Here is an 18,804-nt window from a genome sequence, read left to right on the forward strand (position 1 = left end):
CAGTAAGCACTACTGGAAAGAAGTTGAGGAGTATGTCAAAGAGATCCGCTAACGTCGCCTATCAAGGAGGAATTTGAATGGCAACATTGTTGTTAATTATTTGTATTGCAATTACGGTTGTTGGAATATTGTTAATGAATGAGTGGGATTACGATCTGTTGGGCTATATTTTATTAATCTTGGGATTAGTATCAGCGATAGTTTTCGGAATAACTGTAGTAGCTAACATGGACGAAGTGGCTTCTGGTAAAGTCATCAATCAAAAAATATCGATGTATCAAACGGAAAACAGGAATATAGAAGAACAAGTCGACGCACTAGTTAAACAATACATGGAGCATGAAGATAATACATTTGAAACCGCTAGGTCAAAAGACACTATGACGCTTGTGTCGTTGTATCCAGAGTTAAAATCAGATTCTTTAGTCAAAGAGCAAATCAGCGTATACAACAAAAATAATGCTCAAATCAAAAAACTTAAAGAGAAAAAGATTGACGTTTCAGTAGCTAAATGGTGGCTATATTTTGGGAAATAATTAATTGAACAACGGAGGGCAAATTATTGGAGACGAGAGTTAACGAATTATCTGAAAAACAATTAGATGAATTGATTGAGCGGATTGTAATTTCAATTCGAAAGGACCGCGAAGAAGAAAGGAAGCAATTTAAAAAGTACGCTGAGCATAATACATCACTGCTACTCCGTTATTACCATAAGCTAAAAGGTCATACAAATAGCGTGAAAGAACAGTTAGAAGCTGACCAGGATACGTTTTGGAATCACAACTGGCTCGATCTAAGCGCGTTAATGCAGAATAAAGCTAAAACTGTTAAATTAATGGATCATGTAGATTATGCGCTAGAAGTATATGAGAAAGTTTGCAAAAATTCTGACTCATCAGAGGAGCGACGACGGTATCAAATCATCATGCGAAAGTATATAAATGAAAATCGGCAATCCGATCAAGAAATAGCAGATTATTTTAATAAGGACCGAACGACTATCAATAGAAATTGCAAGGAAGCCATTAAAGATCTATCAGTTATTCTTTTTGGAGTGGATATGCTTAATTACTGGTAATTTCATGCACTAATCGCGCACCACGATGCAACAATCAAAGATATATAATAGTAAAGTGAAATAGTTTAAATAATCCATCAAGCAGACGACTCAAATTAACTTTATTGGCATGAAGTTTCTCCTTATACCTCTTAACATATATACGTCTAGCTTGGTGGATTTCATTGGCGGCACACAAAAAAATAAATGATGAATGGAGTTGAAAAGCTTCATTTCGTTTAAAGTTCACGTGCCGTCTTATCATATTTTTGACGCGTAGCTCAGTTGGTAGAGCACCTGACTGTTAATCAGGAAGTCATCAGTTCGAATCTGATCGTGTCAGTACGGAACCTACGGAAACAATCAATCTTATCGGATGCCGATTGATTGGCTGCATTTACCAGCGTGCTGGGACTCAGTTAAAAGGCATAGAATACTATCTCAGACGTGGGACGCTCTCAGTTGTAGGTTAGGGGAGCATTGATGGAGGCTCATTAGTGCCAGCTGAAATTTAAACTAATGGTGTAGCAACCGAGCATTCCCATCTGCCAGGCATGGAGTAACAGTGGGTTCCATAATGGAGTAGGTTGCTTAATACATACCAGTACCGCAAACGCCTCTTAACAATGCGGACCACTTACGGTCGTAATACATAAGGAAAAAACAAATCATTGTTTGTAGGACTAGCGAGCTTTTGTGGCGTTAGTCTGATTTTTATTTTGAGGTGGTCATTAATGGCAATAAAATTATCAGATTACTATAACGATGAAAATATGAAATTATCAGATGAAAGAATTGAAGAACTGTTAATTCAATATTCCCAATTATGGGGATGGGATTAATAATCAAGATTGCTCCGGCGGTCTTTTTATTTTACTAACAGGAGGAATTCAGATGGAAGACATTAAAGTAAAAGTTGATAAATCAGTTATTCAAAAGGGAATTTTAGACAAAGCGGTGGAATTAATCAGTCAGATTGAGGTTGATGAATTAACAGATGTTGATTTCACTACTTGTGACTTAGGCGGTAGTTTCCAGGTGAGACTTAATATTGAGTTCAAAAATACTGAAGAATAGATCACTCACCCGAGTGTTCTTTTTATTTATTTGAAAGGACTGATCCAATTGAGAAACTACTGGTACTTGTCATTGTGTGGATGCTATCCGCAACGTTCAATGTCTGCCCAGATAGCTAAACGCTACACGATAGTCGAGCTGACAGATGAAGCAACACCACAAGAGATAGATCAGTATAAGTTGGTTCTCATTGGTATTGGTTGGTTTAAGGATGAACATATACAGGCAAACATAAAGAGGTGGTTGTGGTGACATACTTTGAATACTTGCAGCAGTGTTTCAACCATGCACGAGATAAGTTACCAGACACATACACCGTAGATGATGTTGCTATACATGTATTGAAGACTCAGATTCATAGCTATCCTGATGGTAGCAGCAAGGAGCAGACGCTCGCGTGGTTAAAGTTCTTTAAGTGGATTAAGGAGGAAGAGTAATGAGGTTAGTAGATTACATTCAAGAAGGATACAACATAGTGACATCTCCATACACGGGAAGAAAGGTTAAGGATGCCTATCCTGATGTCCTTGTATTTACAGATATGGCTTTAGATGCCATTCCTATAGGGAAGTTATTAGTAGACCGGTACTATGCTAATCGTCCAGCTGTTCTTAATGCTAAGCCACTTCAAAACGCTTATGCTATTGAACGCTTTACTTGCGAGTTTACTGGTTATGAGATAGTAGTACCAATGACAGAAGAGCCAAGAAGAAAAGTAATGCAACAGATCAAAAAGAGGATTGATGAACTGGCGTTAGATGATAGAAGTAATGCAAACCTACTAGAAATCAAACTGAAGGATACTGATTCGGTCCCTGAAGTGTATTACAAAGGTGAGAGGTTGGATGAGCTGCCTAAAGCTTTGGCAGATATCTCGTATCATTACAGGACGACCGGAGAGTGGCCTGATGATTCAGCCAATGACATCAACATCGAATACTACTCAACATCGAATGATAAGTACCTCGATAAGAAGATCATTGGACACAAGCGGGACATGTAGATGATTGAAGTAACAACTAAAGCAGATAGAGCTAAGTTCTATTCATCAAGCGAGTGGAAGCGACTAAGGCAAGAAGTACTGGAACGTGATCACTACGAGTGTCTGTGGTGTAAAGAAGAGGGCAAGGTTACAACTGTTAATGATGCTATCTTGGAAGTGGATCACATTAAAGAGCTTGAATATCATCCAGAACTTGCTACTGATATAGATAATCTAAGAACATTATGCAAAGAATGCCACAATAAACGGCATAGTCGTATGAATTATCGCGGAGCAGAACGTAAGAAAAAATTTGATGATGAATGGTGGTAGGAAATCATACCCCCGGTCGAAATATTTTGGCTAAAAATAAAAATTTTGGAAACCGGTGGATGGGTCAACTCCACAGATCTATTGATGATACGCGTATAACCCCCCTCCCCAGAAGAAAGGAAGTGATTGGATGGCGGATTTAAAAATCAGAAATGAAAAAGTAGCAGCTGAGGAAAAACGATTGAATGACTTATTTTACGATCTTGCAGATGACAAGAAAAAAGTCGTTTCTGGATTAGTAACTCAAGCAGCTAGATTAAAAATTTTGTTAGATGAAATGTGGATTGATATTTCTGAAAAAGGAGATTATGAATTATTCTCACAGTCAGAAAATCAGATTCCTTACGAAAGGGAGCGGCCAGTTGCTAAACAATATAATGCACGAGATCAATCGTATCAGCGAATTGTCAAGCAGTTAACAGACTATTTGCCAGAAGAAAAACGAGAAGCAGCTACAACTGCAGCTTTGGATGGTAGTGATCTCTTATGACGTTGCTACAACCATATTTTTTTGACGAATACGTGGACTTGTACGAGCGAGGTGCTATCCCTTTTAACAAGGAACGCATTCAACTAGTCGAGTATTTAAAAAAAGAAGTTCTGGTCCGAGATGATTTATATTTCGATAATGAAATGATTCAAAAATTTATTTTATATGCTGAGAAAAATTTTTTTCCTTTAGCAAAGTATCAAAAATTCATGACACCTTTCATTTTTCTTTACAAAAAAGAAGATGACGAGGTGTTTTTTAATGAAATTTTGAACTCGATAGCACGCGGTGGTGGTAAAAATGGTTTTATGTCAGCTAGAGACTCGTTTTTTATTTCTCCACTTTACGGAGTTCGAAACTACGATGTGACGATTACAGCCAATTCCGAAAAGCAAGGGAAAGTGAGTTTTAAAGAAGTTTACGAAACCGTTCAAGCAAAACGTTTAGAACAGCAATTTTACCTGACAAAAATGGCAATCACGAACCGAGTTACGAATTCTATCTTTAGTTATCGGACAAATAATCCTAAAACCATGGATAGCGCCCGTGATGGTTGTCTTGAATTTGATGAAATCCATATGTTTGAAAACTCGGATATTGTTGATATCCAGCGAAGTGGATTAGGGAAAATCAAACATCCACGCACATTTTACAACGGTACAAACGGGCATGTTCGAGAAGGTTTTTATGACCGAACATTAGAACGAGCACAAAAAATTTTTACTGGTGAAAACAAGAATGATCGTTTATTCCCGTTTATATGCAAACTGGACACGATCGAAGAAATGGACAAGCCAGAATTGTGGTCGAAAGCGAATCCGATGTTTGAAGAAGAATCATCCTACGCAAAACGCCTGTATTCAGCGGTTATGGATGAATACTTGAAATTAGAAGAAGAACCCTCTGGTCGCCGTGAGTTCGTTGTAAAACGGATGAATTTTACAGAAGGCGACATGGAAACGGATATCACTACACATGATAAATTAATGGCTACCGATCAACCTATTGGTGATTTGAAAGGAAAATCATGTGTGGCTGGTTTTGACTATGCCGAAATTCGGGATTTTGCGAGTGTTGGGCTGTTGTTTAAACGTGAAGAGAAGTTTATTTGGATGCAGCATAGTTTTGCACGGAAAGAGTTCTTAGATACATTCAAAATTAAAGCACCGATAAAAGAATGGACGGACAAAGGTATATTCACAATTGTGGACGCGCCGTCTATTTCTCCCCAACTACTGATTGATTGGTTGAACGAAAAGCGTGAACTGTATCAAATTGAAATGGTGTGCGCGGATGGTTACCGAATGGATTTACTGCAACCGTTACTTGAAAAAGAAGGGTATAACTATGAATTTATTCGAAATATTCGTGGCGTGCAATCGAAAGTGGCGCCAATTATTGAAGATGGTTTTGCGAACGAAAAATTTATTTTTGGCGATGATCCATCGATGCGATGGTACACAAATAACAGCTATGCAAAAGTAGATAAATCAGGAAATAAAACATTCTTGAAAAAAGAACCAGTCCGTAGAAAGACAGATGGTTTTCATGCCTTCTTAGCGGCTTTATATAAACGAGAAGAAATTCAAGATGTTGATTTAGAAGGCTTTTTTGACATGATGGAAAATTGGGACTTTTAAAGTAGTGAAGGGGGGTGTGTAAATGGGAGTATTTCAATCGTTTTTTGATATTTTCAAAAAAAATTCAGAGATTGAATCAAGCTATGATTTTGATGCGTTAATCGATGAATACCATACACTTTACTTGAAACACCTAGCCATCGATACGTGTGCTGAGTTTTTAGCTCGGTCTTTTGGGCGTTCAGAATTTAGGATTCGAAAAAATGGGCAACCGCTTAAAAATGAATGGACGTATTTGCTGAACGTCAGACCGAATTTAGACCAATCTGCATCATCATTTTGGCAACAAGTCGTTTATAAGTTGATCACGCAAAATGAGGTTTTAATTGTTTTGTCTGATGATGACCAATTATTAATCGCAGAAAGTTATGTCAGAAAAGAATATGCATTGTACGAAGATTATTTCGAAAGCGTGTGGTTGAAAGGGTATGAGTTCAAACGAAAGTTTCCAATGAGTGAAGTAATTTTTCTCCAGTATAACAACAATGATTTGAGTCGATATGTACGTGGCCTGTATGAAGACTATGCCTCTCTCTACAATCGCATGGTTGAAGTGGCAATGCGCAACCATCAGATTAGAGCAACTGTTACTGGTAAAGAAGGTCGCGGTTTTGATGACAAGTTACAAAAGAGAGCGCAATCGTATATTGATAAGGTTTATGCGAAATTCAGCAAAGAATCTATTGCAATTGTCCCGGTGCAAGCCGGACTCGAGTACAACGAACTAACAAATACAGTTGGAGAAACGAATCAGTCGATTGATGAACTAAAAAAGCTAAAACGACAGTTCGTGGATGAAGTCGCTGATATTTTAGGTATCCCTTCTACAATCTTGCATGGTGAATTAGCAGATTTAGAAAGTGCGCAAACAGTACTGAATAAATATTGTTTGAAGTCATTGAATAAAAAAATTGAAGATGAGTTAAACGCAAAAATCATTGATAAAACCGAATTTGTTAATGGGACGGAAATCAAAGTTGTAGGCGTGGACAAAAAAGACATTTTCGATCTGGCTGATGCGGTAGATAAATTAATTTCAAGTGGCGGATTCAATCGAAATGAGATTCGAAAAGAAGTCGATTATGAAAGTATTGATGGTGGTGACGAGTTTTACATCACCAAAAACTATGAGAAGGCAGCGAAAGGAGGGGAGGAAGTAGATGACGAAACTGGAAATTAAAGGAACGATTATTTCGAACAATCAAAAATGGATCTACGATTTGTTCGAAATGGATAGCACAGCACCGCGTGACGTTGTTTTACCCGAAAACAACGAACCACTAGAGGTCGTGATTAATTCGGGAGGTGGTGACGTATATGCAGGCAGTGAGATTTATACAGCTTTGCGGGCTTATCAAGGTGACGTAACTGTGAAAATCGTAGGTATTGCTGCAAGCGCCGCAAGCGTGATTGCAATGGCTGGAAACACAATTGAAATCAGTCCGACTGCTCAAATTATGATTCATAATGTTTCAAGCGATGCTGCTGGCGATCATCGAACGTTAGCTCACAAAGCAGAAGTGCTGAAGAACTACAATCTGTCGATTGCAAATGCTTATATCGATAAGACGGGCCTCGAAAGAGAAAATTTGCTTGAGTTGATGAATCATGAAACGTGGCTTACCGCTGAACAAGCAGTAGAAAACGGTTTTGCTGATAAAGTCATGTTTGAAAGCACCGAAGCACCTTTACTAGTAGCAAGTGTCTCGCCGGTTATTCCGCCAGACGCGATTTCAAAATTAGCAGAAAAGTTAAAACCGCAGTTTGATTTAGATGAATTGGCAAACAAAGTAGCGGAAAAACTAAATACTGAAAAACAAGAATCGATTGAACCAGAAAATGCTGGTTTGAAACGGTTCTTTTTTTAATAAAAAAATAAGGAGGTCATACTGAATGACTATGAAACTATCAAACGAATTCAAAACAATTCGTGACAACTTTTTAGCTGCTGTTAATAATAACGAGCCAGCTGAAAAACAAAATGAACTATACGGTGCAATGCTCGATGAATTGCTGAACGAAGCAAAAAAACAAGCGCGTGCTGAGGCAGAAGGGTTAATTGCTGAAAATCCGGCAGATGCGAAACTATCTGCTCGTGAGCGCAAATTTTTTAATGCTATCAGCACAGACGTCGGTTATAAAGAAGAAAAATTGTTACCGCAAGAAACAATTGATCGAATCTTTGAGAACTTAACTACTGCCCATCCACTATTAGCTGAAATCGGTTTAGTAAACGCAGGGCTACGATTGAAATTCTTGAAATCTGAAACAAGTGGTGTTGCTGTATGGGGTAAAATCTTCGGCGAGATCAAAGGTCAGTTAGATGCAGCATTTAGCGAAGAAGAAGCAATTCAAAGCAAATTGACGGCGTTTGTAGTTGTGCCTAAGGATTTGAAAGACTTCGGACCAGCTTGGATTGAATCATTTGTGGCTACTCAAATTGATGAAGCTTTTGCAGTGGCTTTAGAGGCTGCTTTTTTATCAGGAGATGGAAATGACAAGCCGATTGGTTTAAATCGTCAAGTTCAAGAAGGTGTAGCCATTACTGGTGGTGTTTATCCAGAAAAAACTTCAATGGGCGATTTAACATTTGCTGATTCAGCAACGACTGTTAAAGAACTAACGAATGTTTACAAACATCATTCAACTGACGAAAAAGGTCACGCAGTTGCTGTAGATGGAAAAGTTGTCATGGTAGTTAATCCTAGTGATGCTTGGGATGTCAAACGTCAATATACTTCATTAAATGCGCAAGGAGTATATGTAACTGCGTTACCTTACAATTTGAAAATTGTTGAATCATTAGCGCAAGCAACTGAAAAAGTTTTAACGTTCGTAAACGGCCGATACGATGCATATATTGGTGGGGGCATTACTTTACGTAAATACGATCAAACATTAGCGATTGAAGACATGGATTTATACACTGCTAAACAGTTTGCTTATGGGAAAGCTAAAGATGATAAAGCGGCGGCTGTTTGGGGATTAAAAGTATCCGAGGGAAAATAGAGTCCCCCGCAGTTATTAATGTTGAACCGACAAGCGACGGAGCAACAATTGCACTGCAATAGAAAGGGGCGTTTCTATTGGATGAGAAATTGCTAAAAGATTTCAAATCGCGGATGCGAATCTTTCATGCTGCTGACGACGACAACTTAGAAAATATTTTGGAAAGTTCAAAAGTAGCTGTTAAGCGATGGTGTGGGACTGACAATGTTTCAAATCCTGAAATTCGAGAACTCGTGATTGAACGCAGCCGATATGTCTACAATGATTCGTTAGAATTTTTCAATGATAACTTTCAATCGGAATTGATGGCTGTCTCTTTAGCGAATTATGAAGAGGGAGTTGATGGAAAAGATGAAGTACCAGAAACCCAAAGTCAATAACGGAGCTATGAGAACACCTGTTGAATTTTTTCAATATCGACCGCATAAAGGCCCTGAGCCAGGCGAGCAAGAAAAGCAAACCATTTTTAATTGTTTTGCTGAGATCTATAACCCCTCAATGAAAGACTTGGAAATTTTGAACTCAAAGACGACTAAACAAGCAGTAACTCTCACGATTAGAGATCCGCAAACTGACTACATTGTTTCAAACAAGCATTATGTGGAGGTTATGGATCGGAGATATTCAGGCATTCGTTGGAACATCGTTGACGTTCGAAATGATTTCACTGACAACCGATTCATCACGATTTTATTAGCGGTGTATGGCGATGAATAATGTTGATTTTAAAGGCGTAAATGAGACCTTACGAGCGATTGAAAACCGTCTAGGTGACAAGAAAGTCAGGTCAATAGCTCGAAAAGCTATCAATTCCGGTGCTGAAAAAGTCGAGAAACGACTACAATCTGACATGCTCGTTTTCAAAGATACTGGCTACACGATTGATGAAGTCGTGCGTAAAAACGCAACGTACAGAAACTACAAAGCTGAGGCTGAGATAGGGTGGAATGGACCCCATCAGCGTTACAGGATTATTCATTTGAATGAATGGGGATATACGAGAAACGGTCGTCAAATAAAACCACGCGGGTTTGGCGTCATTACAAAATCGTTAAAGAATTCTGAACCCGTGTACTTCGAGACAGTGGCATCGGAGGTAAAGAGAAACCTATGAAAGATATGCTTGGTAATATCTATGAATTGCTGTGTAACAATGAATACATCAAAAACATGACGTTCAATGATGAAACAGAAGAATATCGTATCAAGTATTATGAACAGCCAGAAACGGCGGATAAGACTGGGGCGTTCATCACAATTAGACCTGTTGACGTCCCAAACGAAGCCTATCACGGAAGCGATAAAGAACTTTCTATTGAACATCTAATACAAATTGATGTTGAGTCTAAATACAGAGCAACATGCAAACAAATGCAATATGAAATTAAAAAAGAGATGAAGAAGCTTGGCTTTGGCCAAGTGAATGGTCAAGGGTTAGACGAATACTTTTCGGAGACGAAACGTTATGTAGACGCTCGACGATATGACGGTAATACACGAATTTACGATACACAATATTAAAACAGAATAACAGGAATTAAGACACGAAAACTCGTGTCTTTTTTTGTTGCTAAAAAATTTGAAAGAGAGTGATTATATTGACATCAGTTGGATTTAAAAAAATGACAATCGGAATTTTTGATAAGGACGGTAAAATTCCAGCAGCTAATCAATTTGTTATTGAAGGTAAACAAGATAAAGGGGCAACTGTATCCGCTGAAATTAGTGGCCTATCAAAAGAAGCTACAAAGGTATATGGCTCCAATATTCCATATTACATTTCTCAAAAAGGTACGGGGGATATTTCGGCAAGCTTCGGATTACTAGATTTACCCGAAGGAGTTAATGATAAAATTCTTGGGTATAAAACAGATGATACAAAAGGATTTAGCTTCTTAGGAGAAGATACAGAACCTCCATATTGCGCTGTTTTAATGGAATCCGAGGATTTAAGTGGCGAAACAGCAATGCTTGGACTGTTTAAAGGAAAATTCAGTCGTGAAGCGATTAACCTTAACACAACAACGAACGATGCTTTTGAACCTGAAGCGGAAGAATATGTATTCGCTGCGATTACTAATGACAAAGACGGTGATGCTAAAGGACAATCCTTAGTTAAGTTTGTCGGAGATGACGAAACAAAAATCACTGCGCTAAAAGCATTGGTATTTCCAGCGGGGGAGTAACAAGCCCAGTCGTTGGGACAGTTACCCCGACGACAACAGGGGCAACAATCGCATTAAGTTAGGAGAATGAGTGTGGTAGATACATTTAGAATTTATAAAAAAGATGGAACAAAAGTAGTGGAGGGCATAAGCCCTCTTTCTATCACTGGTATTGCAGCAAATACACAAGTAGCAAAGGGAGACTATCAAGCAACTCGGTTGGTTAATAATGTTGAATCGATGAAAGTTGATATTCCAGCCTTTAAGACATTGGCTGAGCAAGAACCGGAAACATCCGGATTTGATCCTGAAGGAGATGTAAAGCCAACAAATGCGAATACCGTTGAAGAAATAAAAGCATGGTTGACAGCACATGGTATTGATTACACCGGAAAGACGCTTAAATCAGATTTGCTTGCATTAGTACCAGCATAGGTTTTTAGAGGACTGTAGTAGTCCTCTTTTTTATTTGAAAATATTAGGAGGAAATTATAGATGGCAGAAGTAGAAAAAACAAGTTTAGCGTTAAAAGGAAAAGATGGAAAGAAAACCCTATATGAAAAGAAGTCATTAACAGCTGGCGATGTAATGAAAGCTTTAGAGTGTCAAGAAAAGATGTATGCAAAAGACATGACAATTAGAAAGCAGTTGGAAGAATTGATTAGTTTTAATGTCGAACTTTTTGATACTAAAGAAGTTACTAGAGATAGTATTTTAGCGGGACTATCTAACTTGGAAGTTTTTCCGTCTCTTAACGCTACAGTAATGGATGTTTTAGGCTATGACGAAACTGCAGAAACAGATGAAAAAAAGTAACGCCGACTGAAGCGAAAGAAAACCTTCTAAGTTTGTATCGATCGCTCGTGGAAGCAGGATGGACAGTTCAAGGTATTGAAAATACGAGCTACAAAAGACTCATACAAGTGGTTTGCACTAAAGAAGTAAGTAAAGAGACTAAAGAAGTCGACCTAAAAGACTTCGTCAAATCTATTTAGGAAAGGAGGAAAATTATGGCAAACGGAAAACCAATTGGAAATATGAAGGTTATTTTGGATTTGGATAGTTCCGCCTTTTCTAAAGGACTAGAAGGTGCTAAAAAAAGCGTCGCTTATAACACAAAGGCTATGAAGGCCCAGATGCAAGTGATGAATTACTCAGGCGACAAAGTGGGTGCTTTGCAAGCCAAATATGACGGACTTAGCAAAACGCTTAGCTCTAACGAAAAGTACATGAGTAAGTTAAAGACTCAGTATGATAAAAGCTTCGACGCAAATGGTAAAGCAACGACTTCCACTGCTAAATATGCAAATGAATTGAATCAAGCGATTGCCAAGTCTGCTAGTTATGAAGCTCAGATGAAAACTACTACAGGACAAATTGCCCGCATGAAGGTAGAAACAGAAGGCGTAACCGGAAAACTTAAAGCACAATCTGATCAGTGGATTAAGTCAGGAAAGAAAATTGAATCTTTCGGTAAAAAAATGTCTAGCATAGGAAGCACATTGACCATGTCTGTTACAGCGCCGATCGCTGCTGGGTTTGGATTGGCTACTAAGAAGGCTGTTGATTTTCAAACTCAAATTGGTGAAATTGGTCCATTGTTGACCAACGGTGGGAAAATGACAACCGAATATCGCAATCAATTAGATCAGATGTCTGATAGCTCGAAAAAATGGGCGAAGGAATATGGTGTTTCTACTACTGAAATAAATACTGGTTTAGCAGAAATTGTTCGTAAAGGTTATGACGCGAATCAAACGCTTGGTGTAATGCCTTCTATTTTAGATGCTACCAAAGCATCCGGGGATGACTTCAACGATGTAATGAATGTAACTACTGAGGTAATCAGTCAGTTTAATTTAAAAGGCAAAGATTACAATAGTACTGTTAAGAACGCAACACGTGTGACGGATGCGTTGACTTATGTGGCTAATGCAACTTCTGCTGGTTTCTCAGATTTAGGACTAGCAATGGGGTATGTTGGCCCAGTGGCGAATAGCTTAGGCATGGATGTAGAAGAAACCGCTTCTGCAATCGGTCTACTCAGTGATGCCGGTATCGGCGGAGAAAAAGCTGGGACCGCATTACGTGGAGCATTAACTCGTTTATTGAAGCCATCAAAACAAAACATTGCCGGATTTGAAAAACTAGGTATTTCTGTAGATGAGTTTAAAAATGGTACGTTAACTCTTCCAGACATGCTGAATAAGATTAAACAAAACACTGAAGGTTGGACGGATGCACAACGTACATCTGCCATTGCTTTAGCGTTCGGTACCGAATCTCAATCAGCAATGAACGTATTAGTTGGGCAAGGCGGTGACGCGTTAAAAGGGTTAACTAAAGAAACTTATAACGCTAACGGGGCTACTAAAGAAATTGCAAAATCAATGAATGATTTACCAGCTAATAAGGTAGCCCGATTTAAAGAATCGTTAAATGTTTTGGCCATTACTGCTGGAGAGAAATTGCTTCCAGTGTTTACACCTATACTTGAGAAAGCAACTCAGTTGATCAACAAATTCTCTGAGTTGGATGATGAAACTCAACAGAACATTCTCAAATGGGGGCTTATGGCGGCCGCTGCCGGTCCAACATTAAAACTACTTGGCACCGGGGCTACAGTAATAGGTAAGACTCAATCCGCTGTAGGCAAATTGACTGGCGGGATTGTAGACTTAGCCGCTAAAGCAGCTGAGAAGAAAGCAATTGCAGGATTTAGTACGACTGTTGCATCAGTAGGGACTGCTTCTGCTACTGCTGCCGGAACAAGTGGTGTGGCCGGGTTAGGGGCATCTATTGCTGGTTTGGCAGGGCCAATTGGAATTGGATTGGTAGCATTAGGAGCGGTAGCTGGTGCTGTAGTTGTAGGTAAAAAGGCCTATGATGATTACCAATTATCTGGTGGCAAGTGGGGTACAGAAGTTACTGGCACCCAAGATAAAGTAATCACAAAATCGAACGAGTTAAAAGAAAAAGGCGTTCAGTATATGAACGAGTACCAAGACGGTGTAAATACCAATGCTGAAAAAATCAAAAAGGCAAATAAAGGTATTCAAGACGCGATTGAAGGAACGCTAGAAAAAGAAGAAAAACGTCGTGAGAAGATTACTAAATTAAGCTTTTTGGATGAAGAAACAAAAGCTTGGTATGAGCAAGTTATTGCCGCGCAGAAAAAAGTTGATGAGAAAACAGCCGTAACGGTTAAAGCACAAATCGATAAGATTAACGGAATATACAAAAATGCTTCTGATAATAATCGACAATTATCTGATCAAGAAATGCAATATATCAGAGCGTCGTACGCTAACTTATCCGATGATCAATTGAAAGCAGCTGGTTTTACTAAGTCGCAGCGGTTGGCAATCGAAACAGCTTATCAGGATGATTTGTCGAAGCTGAGTGAAAAAGAAGTAAGTACACGAATTAAAACGTTAGAAAAATCCTTGGATAAGGAAAAGACCTCTTATGACAAGCAACGTAAAGAGATTGAAAGCAACGAGACCCTCAGCTCATCTGTCAGAAAAAGATTGTTGGACGATTTAAAAGAAAATTATAAGAAAAGCACTAGTGAAATGATTACGGCTCTTGGTAATCTTACTGAAAAATCAGGATCTTCATTAGATTCGGTTTGGTTCAAATGGGAAAAGTACGGATACAACGTTGAAGAAGTGACTGCATTAGTGTCTAGCAGTGTCAAAGATACCACTAAAGACCTAAGCTTATTCGCAAAAGGAACTTCCGATGCTGATATGCAATGGAACGCTTTAAGTCTTGATCCTAAGACTGGTGAAGTTAAAACAAACATGACTGATGTTTTAACTGAAATCGCTCAGACTGATGATGGATGGAATCAGCTCAAATTTATGGTTAAGGAAGCTAAACTAACTTCTAATGCCAAAGAAGAAGTTGCAATTGCTATGGGGGAAGCCGGTAAATGGGATCAGTTGTGGTTGACCGAAAAAATGTTATTGGTCAATGGCGATGAAGCAAAGCTAGAGCTTTATGAAACTATCAATGCTATGGGTGCGTGGAACCAATATGTCTTAGATCGAAAAACGTTAGGTATTGACAATGCGGATGCGGTATATAAATTATTTACCACACAAGAGCAAATCAACCAGTGGAATACTCTACCAGTAAATCAGAAAAAGTTATTAGCTGACAATACAGACTTAACAGAAAAGATATTTGCTTCAAATGAATCCTATACTGCTTGGACTCAAATTCCAGATAACATTAAATATATGCTTGCGGATAACGTTGATTTAAAAACGAAACTCAATGATGGAACAATCAGTACCGAACAATACAATCAGGTATTACCGTTACTTAAAAAAATGTATGGTGATAACTACGAGATTGTCACTAAAACTGAAAAAGCTAAGAATGAAATTGATGAATACAACAAGAACCATCATCCAGAACAAAAAGTTTTAACTGCAAATAATGCTGATTTATTAAATAAAGAAGAAACAGCTAGAACAAAATTAGGTGTTTATAACGGCGTTCAAATCCCAGAAAAGAAAATGACCGCTAAAGATGATGTGACACCAAACGCTGAAAAAGCTTTAGGATCTTATCAACAAGTTTCAGCTTTACAAGACAAAACAATTAGCTTCAAATTCACTGCGTTCCTTGATAGTACCTGGGACAAAATCAAGGAAAAAATGGGTGAAAAAGGGAATCTGATTACTGGTAATTACGCTCGGGGTACTAATTACCACAAAGGTGGCCTAGCATTAGTCAATGACCAAATAGGATCCAAGTATAAAGAACTTGTCAAACTTCCAAATGGAAATGCATTTGTTCCACAAGAGCGTAACACTTTACTTAATTTACCTCGTGGCTCTTCAGTATTAAAAGCATCTCAAACGGCTAAGTTAATACCTCGCTATGCAGCAGGTATTGGAGAAGTAATCACGTCAGATACAAAAATAGACGAGTTGATTCAGGCAATCAATAATCTGATTTTAACGTTTAACTCGGTTCAATCAGGCGCTAACACTGTAGGCAATATGACTGAAAATTCAACTATTTCTGGAACACAAGTAAGTGCTGATTTAACAGCATTGACACCAGATAAACTGGTTGAGCAAGGCGAACAATACGCTCCAATCGGCTCAATGTGGATGACTAATCTTATGAATGGCTGGAACTCAGTCGTTCCAATGTATATGCAGTCCGAAGCTGTGTTTATATCTGATTATCTGACTCAATTAAGTAATCAAAATAATCCAAATTATTTGCAGGGTGTCACTTGGAATAGAAACTTGATGAATGGTTGGAACAGTTTAACAGGAACATTTATCAATCTAATCAAAACATTCTGTAACCAAGCGATGACAACTCTTCGGAGTTACAATGCGCCTATGTACAACAATGGTCGTGCATGGCAACAGAATAATTTGAACGGTTGGAACTCGTTGTATGGATCGTTTATTGCAAGAGTTAACCAGCTGGGAAATGATTCAATTAATAATCTCCGTTCCAAAAACGGCGGTTTTTACAGCGCCGGAAACTATCTGATGCAATCGCTAATCAACGGGTTAAACTCAATGGGTGGCTCTCTCTCGGCAACCATGAACGGTGTCGCAAACAAAATGGTCGGTGGGATTGGTAAAGGTGTTAATGGTGTTATCGGTGGCGTTAATTATGTTTTAAAAGAGGTTGAATCAGACAAGAAATTAGGAAACTGGACTGTTCCACAATATTCAAAGGGAACAGACGGACACCCTGGCGGATTAGCAATGATCAACGATCAAAAAGGGCCTGTTCATGAAGAGTATGTTCAGATGCCTGATGGCCGTGGTTTTATTGCCAAAGGAAAGGATCTATTGGTCAACCTTCCTAAAGGGGCGCAAGTACTGAATGCAAGTCTTACTAAGAAATTAAAGAAAGGTTTCGATATTCCGCATTATGCCAATGGAACGGATGACTTTGATATCTTTGATTTGATTGATGATGAGGGAGCGTTTAGGAAAGTTGTAGACCAAAGAATTGACTACAATAGTATCGCGGAACCTTGGAAGAGAATGACAAAAGATGGCGTTAAGTTAATGACAAGCGCGGCTTATCCTTTTGCACAAAAGCAAGTTGAAGATTCGTTTGGTGGTGGCAGTTTTGATGGAGCTATGAATGCCAATAATGTATACCAATACTTAGTGGATATTGCACAAAAAGTTATGTCAAAATTTGGAGGACTAACTATCACTTCTGGGTATAGACCGGGAGATCCTTATTGGCATGGTAAGCATCAAGCGTTAGATATCTCGGGTTATCCTTACGGAAGCCCTAGATACACGGAAGCAGCAAATTGGGCCTTCGAGAAATTCCCTAAACAGATTGCTTATGTGATTACGAATGGTAGGGTACGTGACCGTGTGGGAATGTCAGGCCAAGCTGCAACAGGACAATGGGTCCCTTGGCCAGATGGCGATCATTATGATCATATTCATTTGAACGGTTCTTTGGGATCAGGAAACATATTTAAAGCTGGAACGGACGTGGCAGGAGGACTTCCTACGCCAAGTGGGGCTTCTGTTGAACGCTGGCGTCCTTCTATTAAGAAAGCACTGAAAATGAATGGACTGCCTACTTCTCAAGCATATGTGAATGCCTGGATGTCTCAGATTCAGACCGAATCAGGAGGAAATCCTTCAGCAATTGGAGGTAATGATGGTCTGGCTGACGGAAACGCAACTGGATTATTACAGACTAAACCAGGAACTTTTGCTGCAAATGCTTTTCCAGGACACGGTAATATTATGAACGGTTTTGATAACATGTTGGCAGCAATCCGTTATGCTAAAAATCGATACGGCGCTAATATGTTGGGTGTAATCGGCCGAGGACATGGTTACGAAAATGGGGGCTTAATAAGTAAAGATGGTCTTTATAGAGCTGGTGAAGGTAACAAGCCAGAGATGGTTATTCCTTTGACTCGAAAAACAAGAGCTATTGAACTGATGGGTCAGGCTTTGGCTTTCTTATCGGGGGATAATAAAAACACTTCGAAACAGTCTGCAAGAGTTGATAATACAGCAGAATTAGTAGCACTGATTAAGCAACAACAAAAACAACACAGTGATTTGATGAGGATTTTGAGAGCGATATTGAATAAAGAAAGTGGAATAACTAAGGAATCAATTGGGAGAGCCGCAAACGATTTGATGGGTAACGATCTAAATAAATTAGGTTACACGATAGGAGATGGCTTCTAATTGTTTTATAAATTATTGTTTAACCAGAATGGGAAAATATTTGACCCACAAGTTAAAGATAAAATAGTATGCAAGGAGATTAAAAGACAAGCTCCTATATACGAAGTTAAGTATGAAGAGTTTGAGGGGACGAATGGAAGCAGAGAATCATATGCCTCCTTTCGTCCTTTCGAGTTAGTTCTTACTTTTGACATATTCTATAAAAATGAATATGACAAAGAACTGATTGTATCAGAACTACATCAAATTTTTATTCCTGGTTTTCAGTATTATGTGACACATGAACTGAGTCCAGGAAAAAGGTTTAGAGTGAACCCAGTTAATTTTGAACTTACTGAAGAAGAAAATGATTATTCGACTATAGAAATCACCTTCGATGTTCCTAGTGCTTGTTCTGAATCTCTCTCAACCACACTGTCAGAATTTAACTTATCGAATGAGTGGCAGTTCTCACAAAATCTTGAAGCTGCGGATTATAAGTACAGTTTTGATCTAAGCCGTTTCCAAGTATTTAATGCTGGAGACTTTGCGATTGATTCAAGAGAACATGCATTGAAAATCACTCTTCAAGGTGAGTCGCTGGGCAATGCCACAATTTTCAACCGAACGACTGGCGATCGATTTATTTACTATCCTGAATTTTCAACAAATTTAGGACAGACTGTCACGCTAGACCGTGTGTATCCTAAATTGAATGGGGTTCATTGCGGAATCAATACCAATCTTGAATTAATCACCCTAGCACCTGGTATTAACGAGATAGAAATTCAAAATGTTGCAAACGTGAAATCTTCATGGGATTTCCGTTATCTGTATAAGTAGGTG

General features: G+C 38.7%; 21 protein-coding genes and 1 tRNA gene. All 22 read left to right on the forward strand.

The features are described from left to right. Positions 1 to 77: 77 nt before the first annotated feature. Positions 78 to 536: a hypothetical protein gene (locus tag PGP85_RS18665; RefSeq protein WP_270328836.1), complete on the forward strand. Its 459-nt coding sequence runs from the start codon at positions 78 to 80 to the stop codon at positions 534 to 536. A gap of 26 nt (positions 537 to 562) precedes the next feature. Further along, the gene (locus tag PGP85_RS18670) at positions 563 to 1,081 is read left to right on the forward strand and encodes a hypothetical protein (RefSeq protein ID WP_270328837.1); all 519 of its coding nucleotides are present in this window, start codon (positions 563 to 565) and stop codon (positions 1,079 to 1,081) included. A gap of 249 nt (positions 1,082 to 1,330) precedes the next feature. Beyond that, a tRNA-Asn gene (locus PGP85_RS18675) sits at positions 1,331 to 1,403 on the forward strand. A gap of 551 nt (positions 1,404 to 1,954) precedes the next feature. Continuing rightward, a complete protein-coding gene (locus PGP85_RS18680) occupies positions 1,955 to 2,137 on the forward strand; it encodes a hypothetical protein (RefSeq protein ID WP_270328838.1) in 183 nt (60 codons plus the stop codon). A 48-nt stretch (positions 2,138 to 2,185) separates the two neighbouring features. Continuing rightward, a complete protein-coding gene (locus PGP85_RS18685; protein WP_270328839.1) occupies positions 2,186 to 2,389 on the forward strand; it encodes a hypothetical protein in 204 nt (67 codons plus the stop codon). Then, positions 2,383 to 2,574 (forward strand): hypothetical protein, encoded by a 192-nt coding sequence (locus PGP85_RS18690; RefSeq protein WP_270328840.1) that lies wholly within the window; start codon positions 2,383 to 2,385, stop codon positions 2,572 to 2,574. Before PGP85_RS18685 ends, PGP85_RS18690 begins: the two co-directional genes overlap by 7 nt. After that, entirely contained in the window at positions 2,574 to 3,140 is a 567-nt protein-coding gene (locus PGP85_RS18695) for a hypothetical protein (RefSeq protein WP_270328842.1), read from the forward strand. The genes PGP85_RS18690 and PGP85_RS18695 overlap by 1 nt, the downstream gene beginning before the upstream one ends. Then, a complete protein-coding gene (locus tag PGP85_RS18700; protein WP_270328843.1) occupies positions 3,141 to 3,452 on the forward strand; it encodes an HNH endonuclease in 312 nt (103 codons plus the stop codon). A 130-nt stretch (positions 3,453 to 3,582) separates the two neighbouring features. After that, positions 3,583 to 3,942, forward strand: coding sequence for a hypothetical protein (locus PGP85_RS18705; protein WP_090408789.1), 360 nt, complete (start codon positions 3,583 to 3,585; stop codon positions 3,940 to 3,942). Continuing rightward, positions 3,939 to 5,582, forward strand: a complete 1,644-nt coding sequence (locus PGP85_RS18710; RefSeq protein WP_270328844.1) for a terminase TerL endonuclease subunit — start codon at positions 3,939 to 3,941, stop codon at positions 5,580 to 5,582. Before PGP85_RS18705 ends, PGP85_RS18710 begins: the two co-directional genes overlap by 4 nt. A gap of 22 nt (positions 5,583 to 5,604) precedes the next feature. Continuing rightward, positions 5,605 to 6,762, forward strand: a complete 1,158-nt coding sequence (locus PGP85_RS18715; protein ID WP_216430923.1) for a phage portal protein — start codon at positions 5,605 to 5,607, stop codon at positions 6,760 to 6,762. Then, the gene (locus PGP85_RS18720) at positions 6,743 to 7,450 is read left to right on the forward strand and encodes a head maturation protease, ClpP-related (RefSeq protein ID WP_270328845.1); all 708 of its coding nucleotides are present in this window, start codon (positions 6,743 to 6,745) and stop codon (positions 7,448 to 7,450) included. The genes PGP85_RS18715 and PGP85_RS18720 overlap by 20 nt, the downstream gene beginning before the upstream one ends. A 25-nt stretch (positions 7,451 to 7,475) precedes the next feature. Beyond that, on the forward strand, positions 7,476 to 8,591 hold the full coding sequence (locus PGP85_RS18725) for a phage major capsid protein (protein WP_270328846.1): 1,116 nt from the start codon (positions 7,476 to 7,478) through the stop codon (positions 8,589 to 8,591). A 77-nt stretch (positions 8,592 to 8,668) separates the two neighbouring features. Continuing rightward, positions 8,669 to 8,971, forward strand: coding sequence for a head-tail connector protein (locus PGP85_RS18730; protein WP_270328847.1), 303 nt, complete (start codon positions 8,669 to 8,671; stop codon positions 8,969 to 8,971). Next, positions 8,934 to 9,308, forward strand: a complete 375-nt coding sequence (locus PGP85_RS18735) for a head-tail adaptor protein (protein ID WP_144774870.1) — start codon at positions 8,934 to 8,936, stop codon at positions 9,306 to 9,308. Before PGP85_RS18730 ends, PGP85_RS18735 begins: the two co-directional genes overlap by 38 nt. Next, positions 9,301 to 9,705 carry a hypothetical protein gene (locus tag PGP85_RS18740; RefSeq protein ID WP_270328901.1) on the forward strand — a complete coding sequence of 135 codons (405 nt, stop codon included), beginning with the start codon at positions 9,301 to 9,303 and terminating at the stop codon, positions 9,703 to 9,705. The genes PGP85_RS18735 and PGP85_RS18740 overlap by 8 nt, the downstream gene beginning before the upstream one ends. Beyond that, on the forward strand, positions 9,702 to 10,112 hold the full coding sequence (locus PGP85_RS18745) for a hypothetical protein (RefSeq protein WP_270328848.1): 411 nt from the start codon (positions 9,702 to 9,704) through the stop codon (positions 10,110 to 10,112). The genes PGP85_RS18740 and PGP85_RS18745 overlap by 4 nt, the downstream gene beginning before the upstream one ends. A gap of 77 nt (positions 10,113 to 10,189) precedes the next feature. Next, positions 10,190 to 10,777: a major tail protein gene (locus PGP85_RS18750; protein WP_270328850.1), complete on the forward strand. Its 588-nt coding sequence runs from the start codon at positions 10,190 to 10,192 to the stop codon at positions 10,775 to 10,777. Between the two features lie 72 nt (positions 10,778 to 10,849). Then, positions 10,850 to 11,191: a hypothetical protein gene (locus PGP85_RS18755; RefSeq protein WP_270328851.1), complete on the forward strand. Its 342-nt coding sequence runs from the start codon at positions 10,850 to 10,852 to the stop codon at positions 11,189 to 11,191. Positions 11,192 to 11,251: 60 nt separating this feature from the next. Next, positions 11,252 to 11,572, forward strand: coding sequence for a phage tail assembly chaperone G (gene gpG, locus PGP85_RS18760; protein WP_270328852.1), 321 nt, complete (start codon positions 11,252 to 11,254; stop codon positions 11,570 to 11,572). A 194-nt stretch (positions 11,573 to 11,766) separates the two neighbouring features. Beyond that, positions 11,767 to 17,979 carry a phage tail tape measure protein gene (locus PGP85_RS18765; RefSeq protein WP_270328853.1) on the forward strand — a complete coding sequence of 2,071 codons (6,213 nt, stop codon included), beginning with the start codon at positions 11,767 to 11,769 and terminating at the stop codon, positions 17,977 to 17,979. Continuing rightward, complete coding sequence (locus PGP85_RS18770; RefSeq protein WP_270328854.1) at positions 17,980 to 18,801, forward strand: phage tail domain-containing protein; 822 nt, start codon at positions 17,980 to 17,982, stop codon at positions 18,799 to 18,801. Positions 18,802 to 18,804: the final 3 nt, after the last annotated feature.

The sequence above is a fragment of the Enterococcus malodoratus genome (genome assembly GCF_027659535.1).
In the GTDB taxonomy this organism is placed as follows: Bacteria; Bacillota; Bacilli; order Lactobacillales; family Enterococcaceae; genus Enterococcus_A; species Enterococcus_A malodoratus.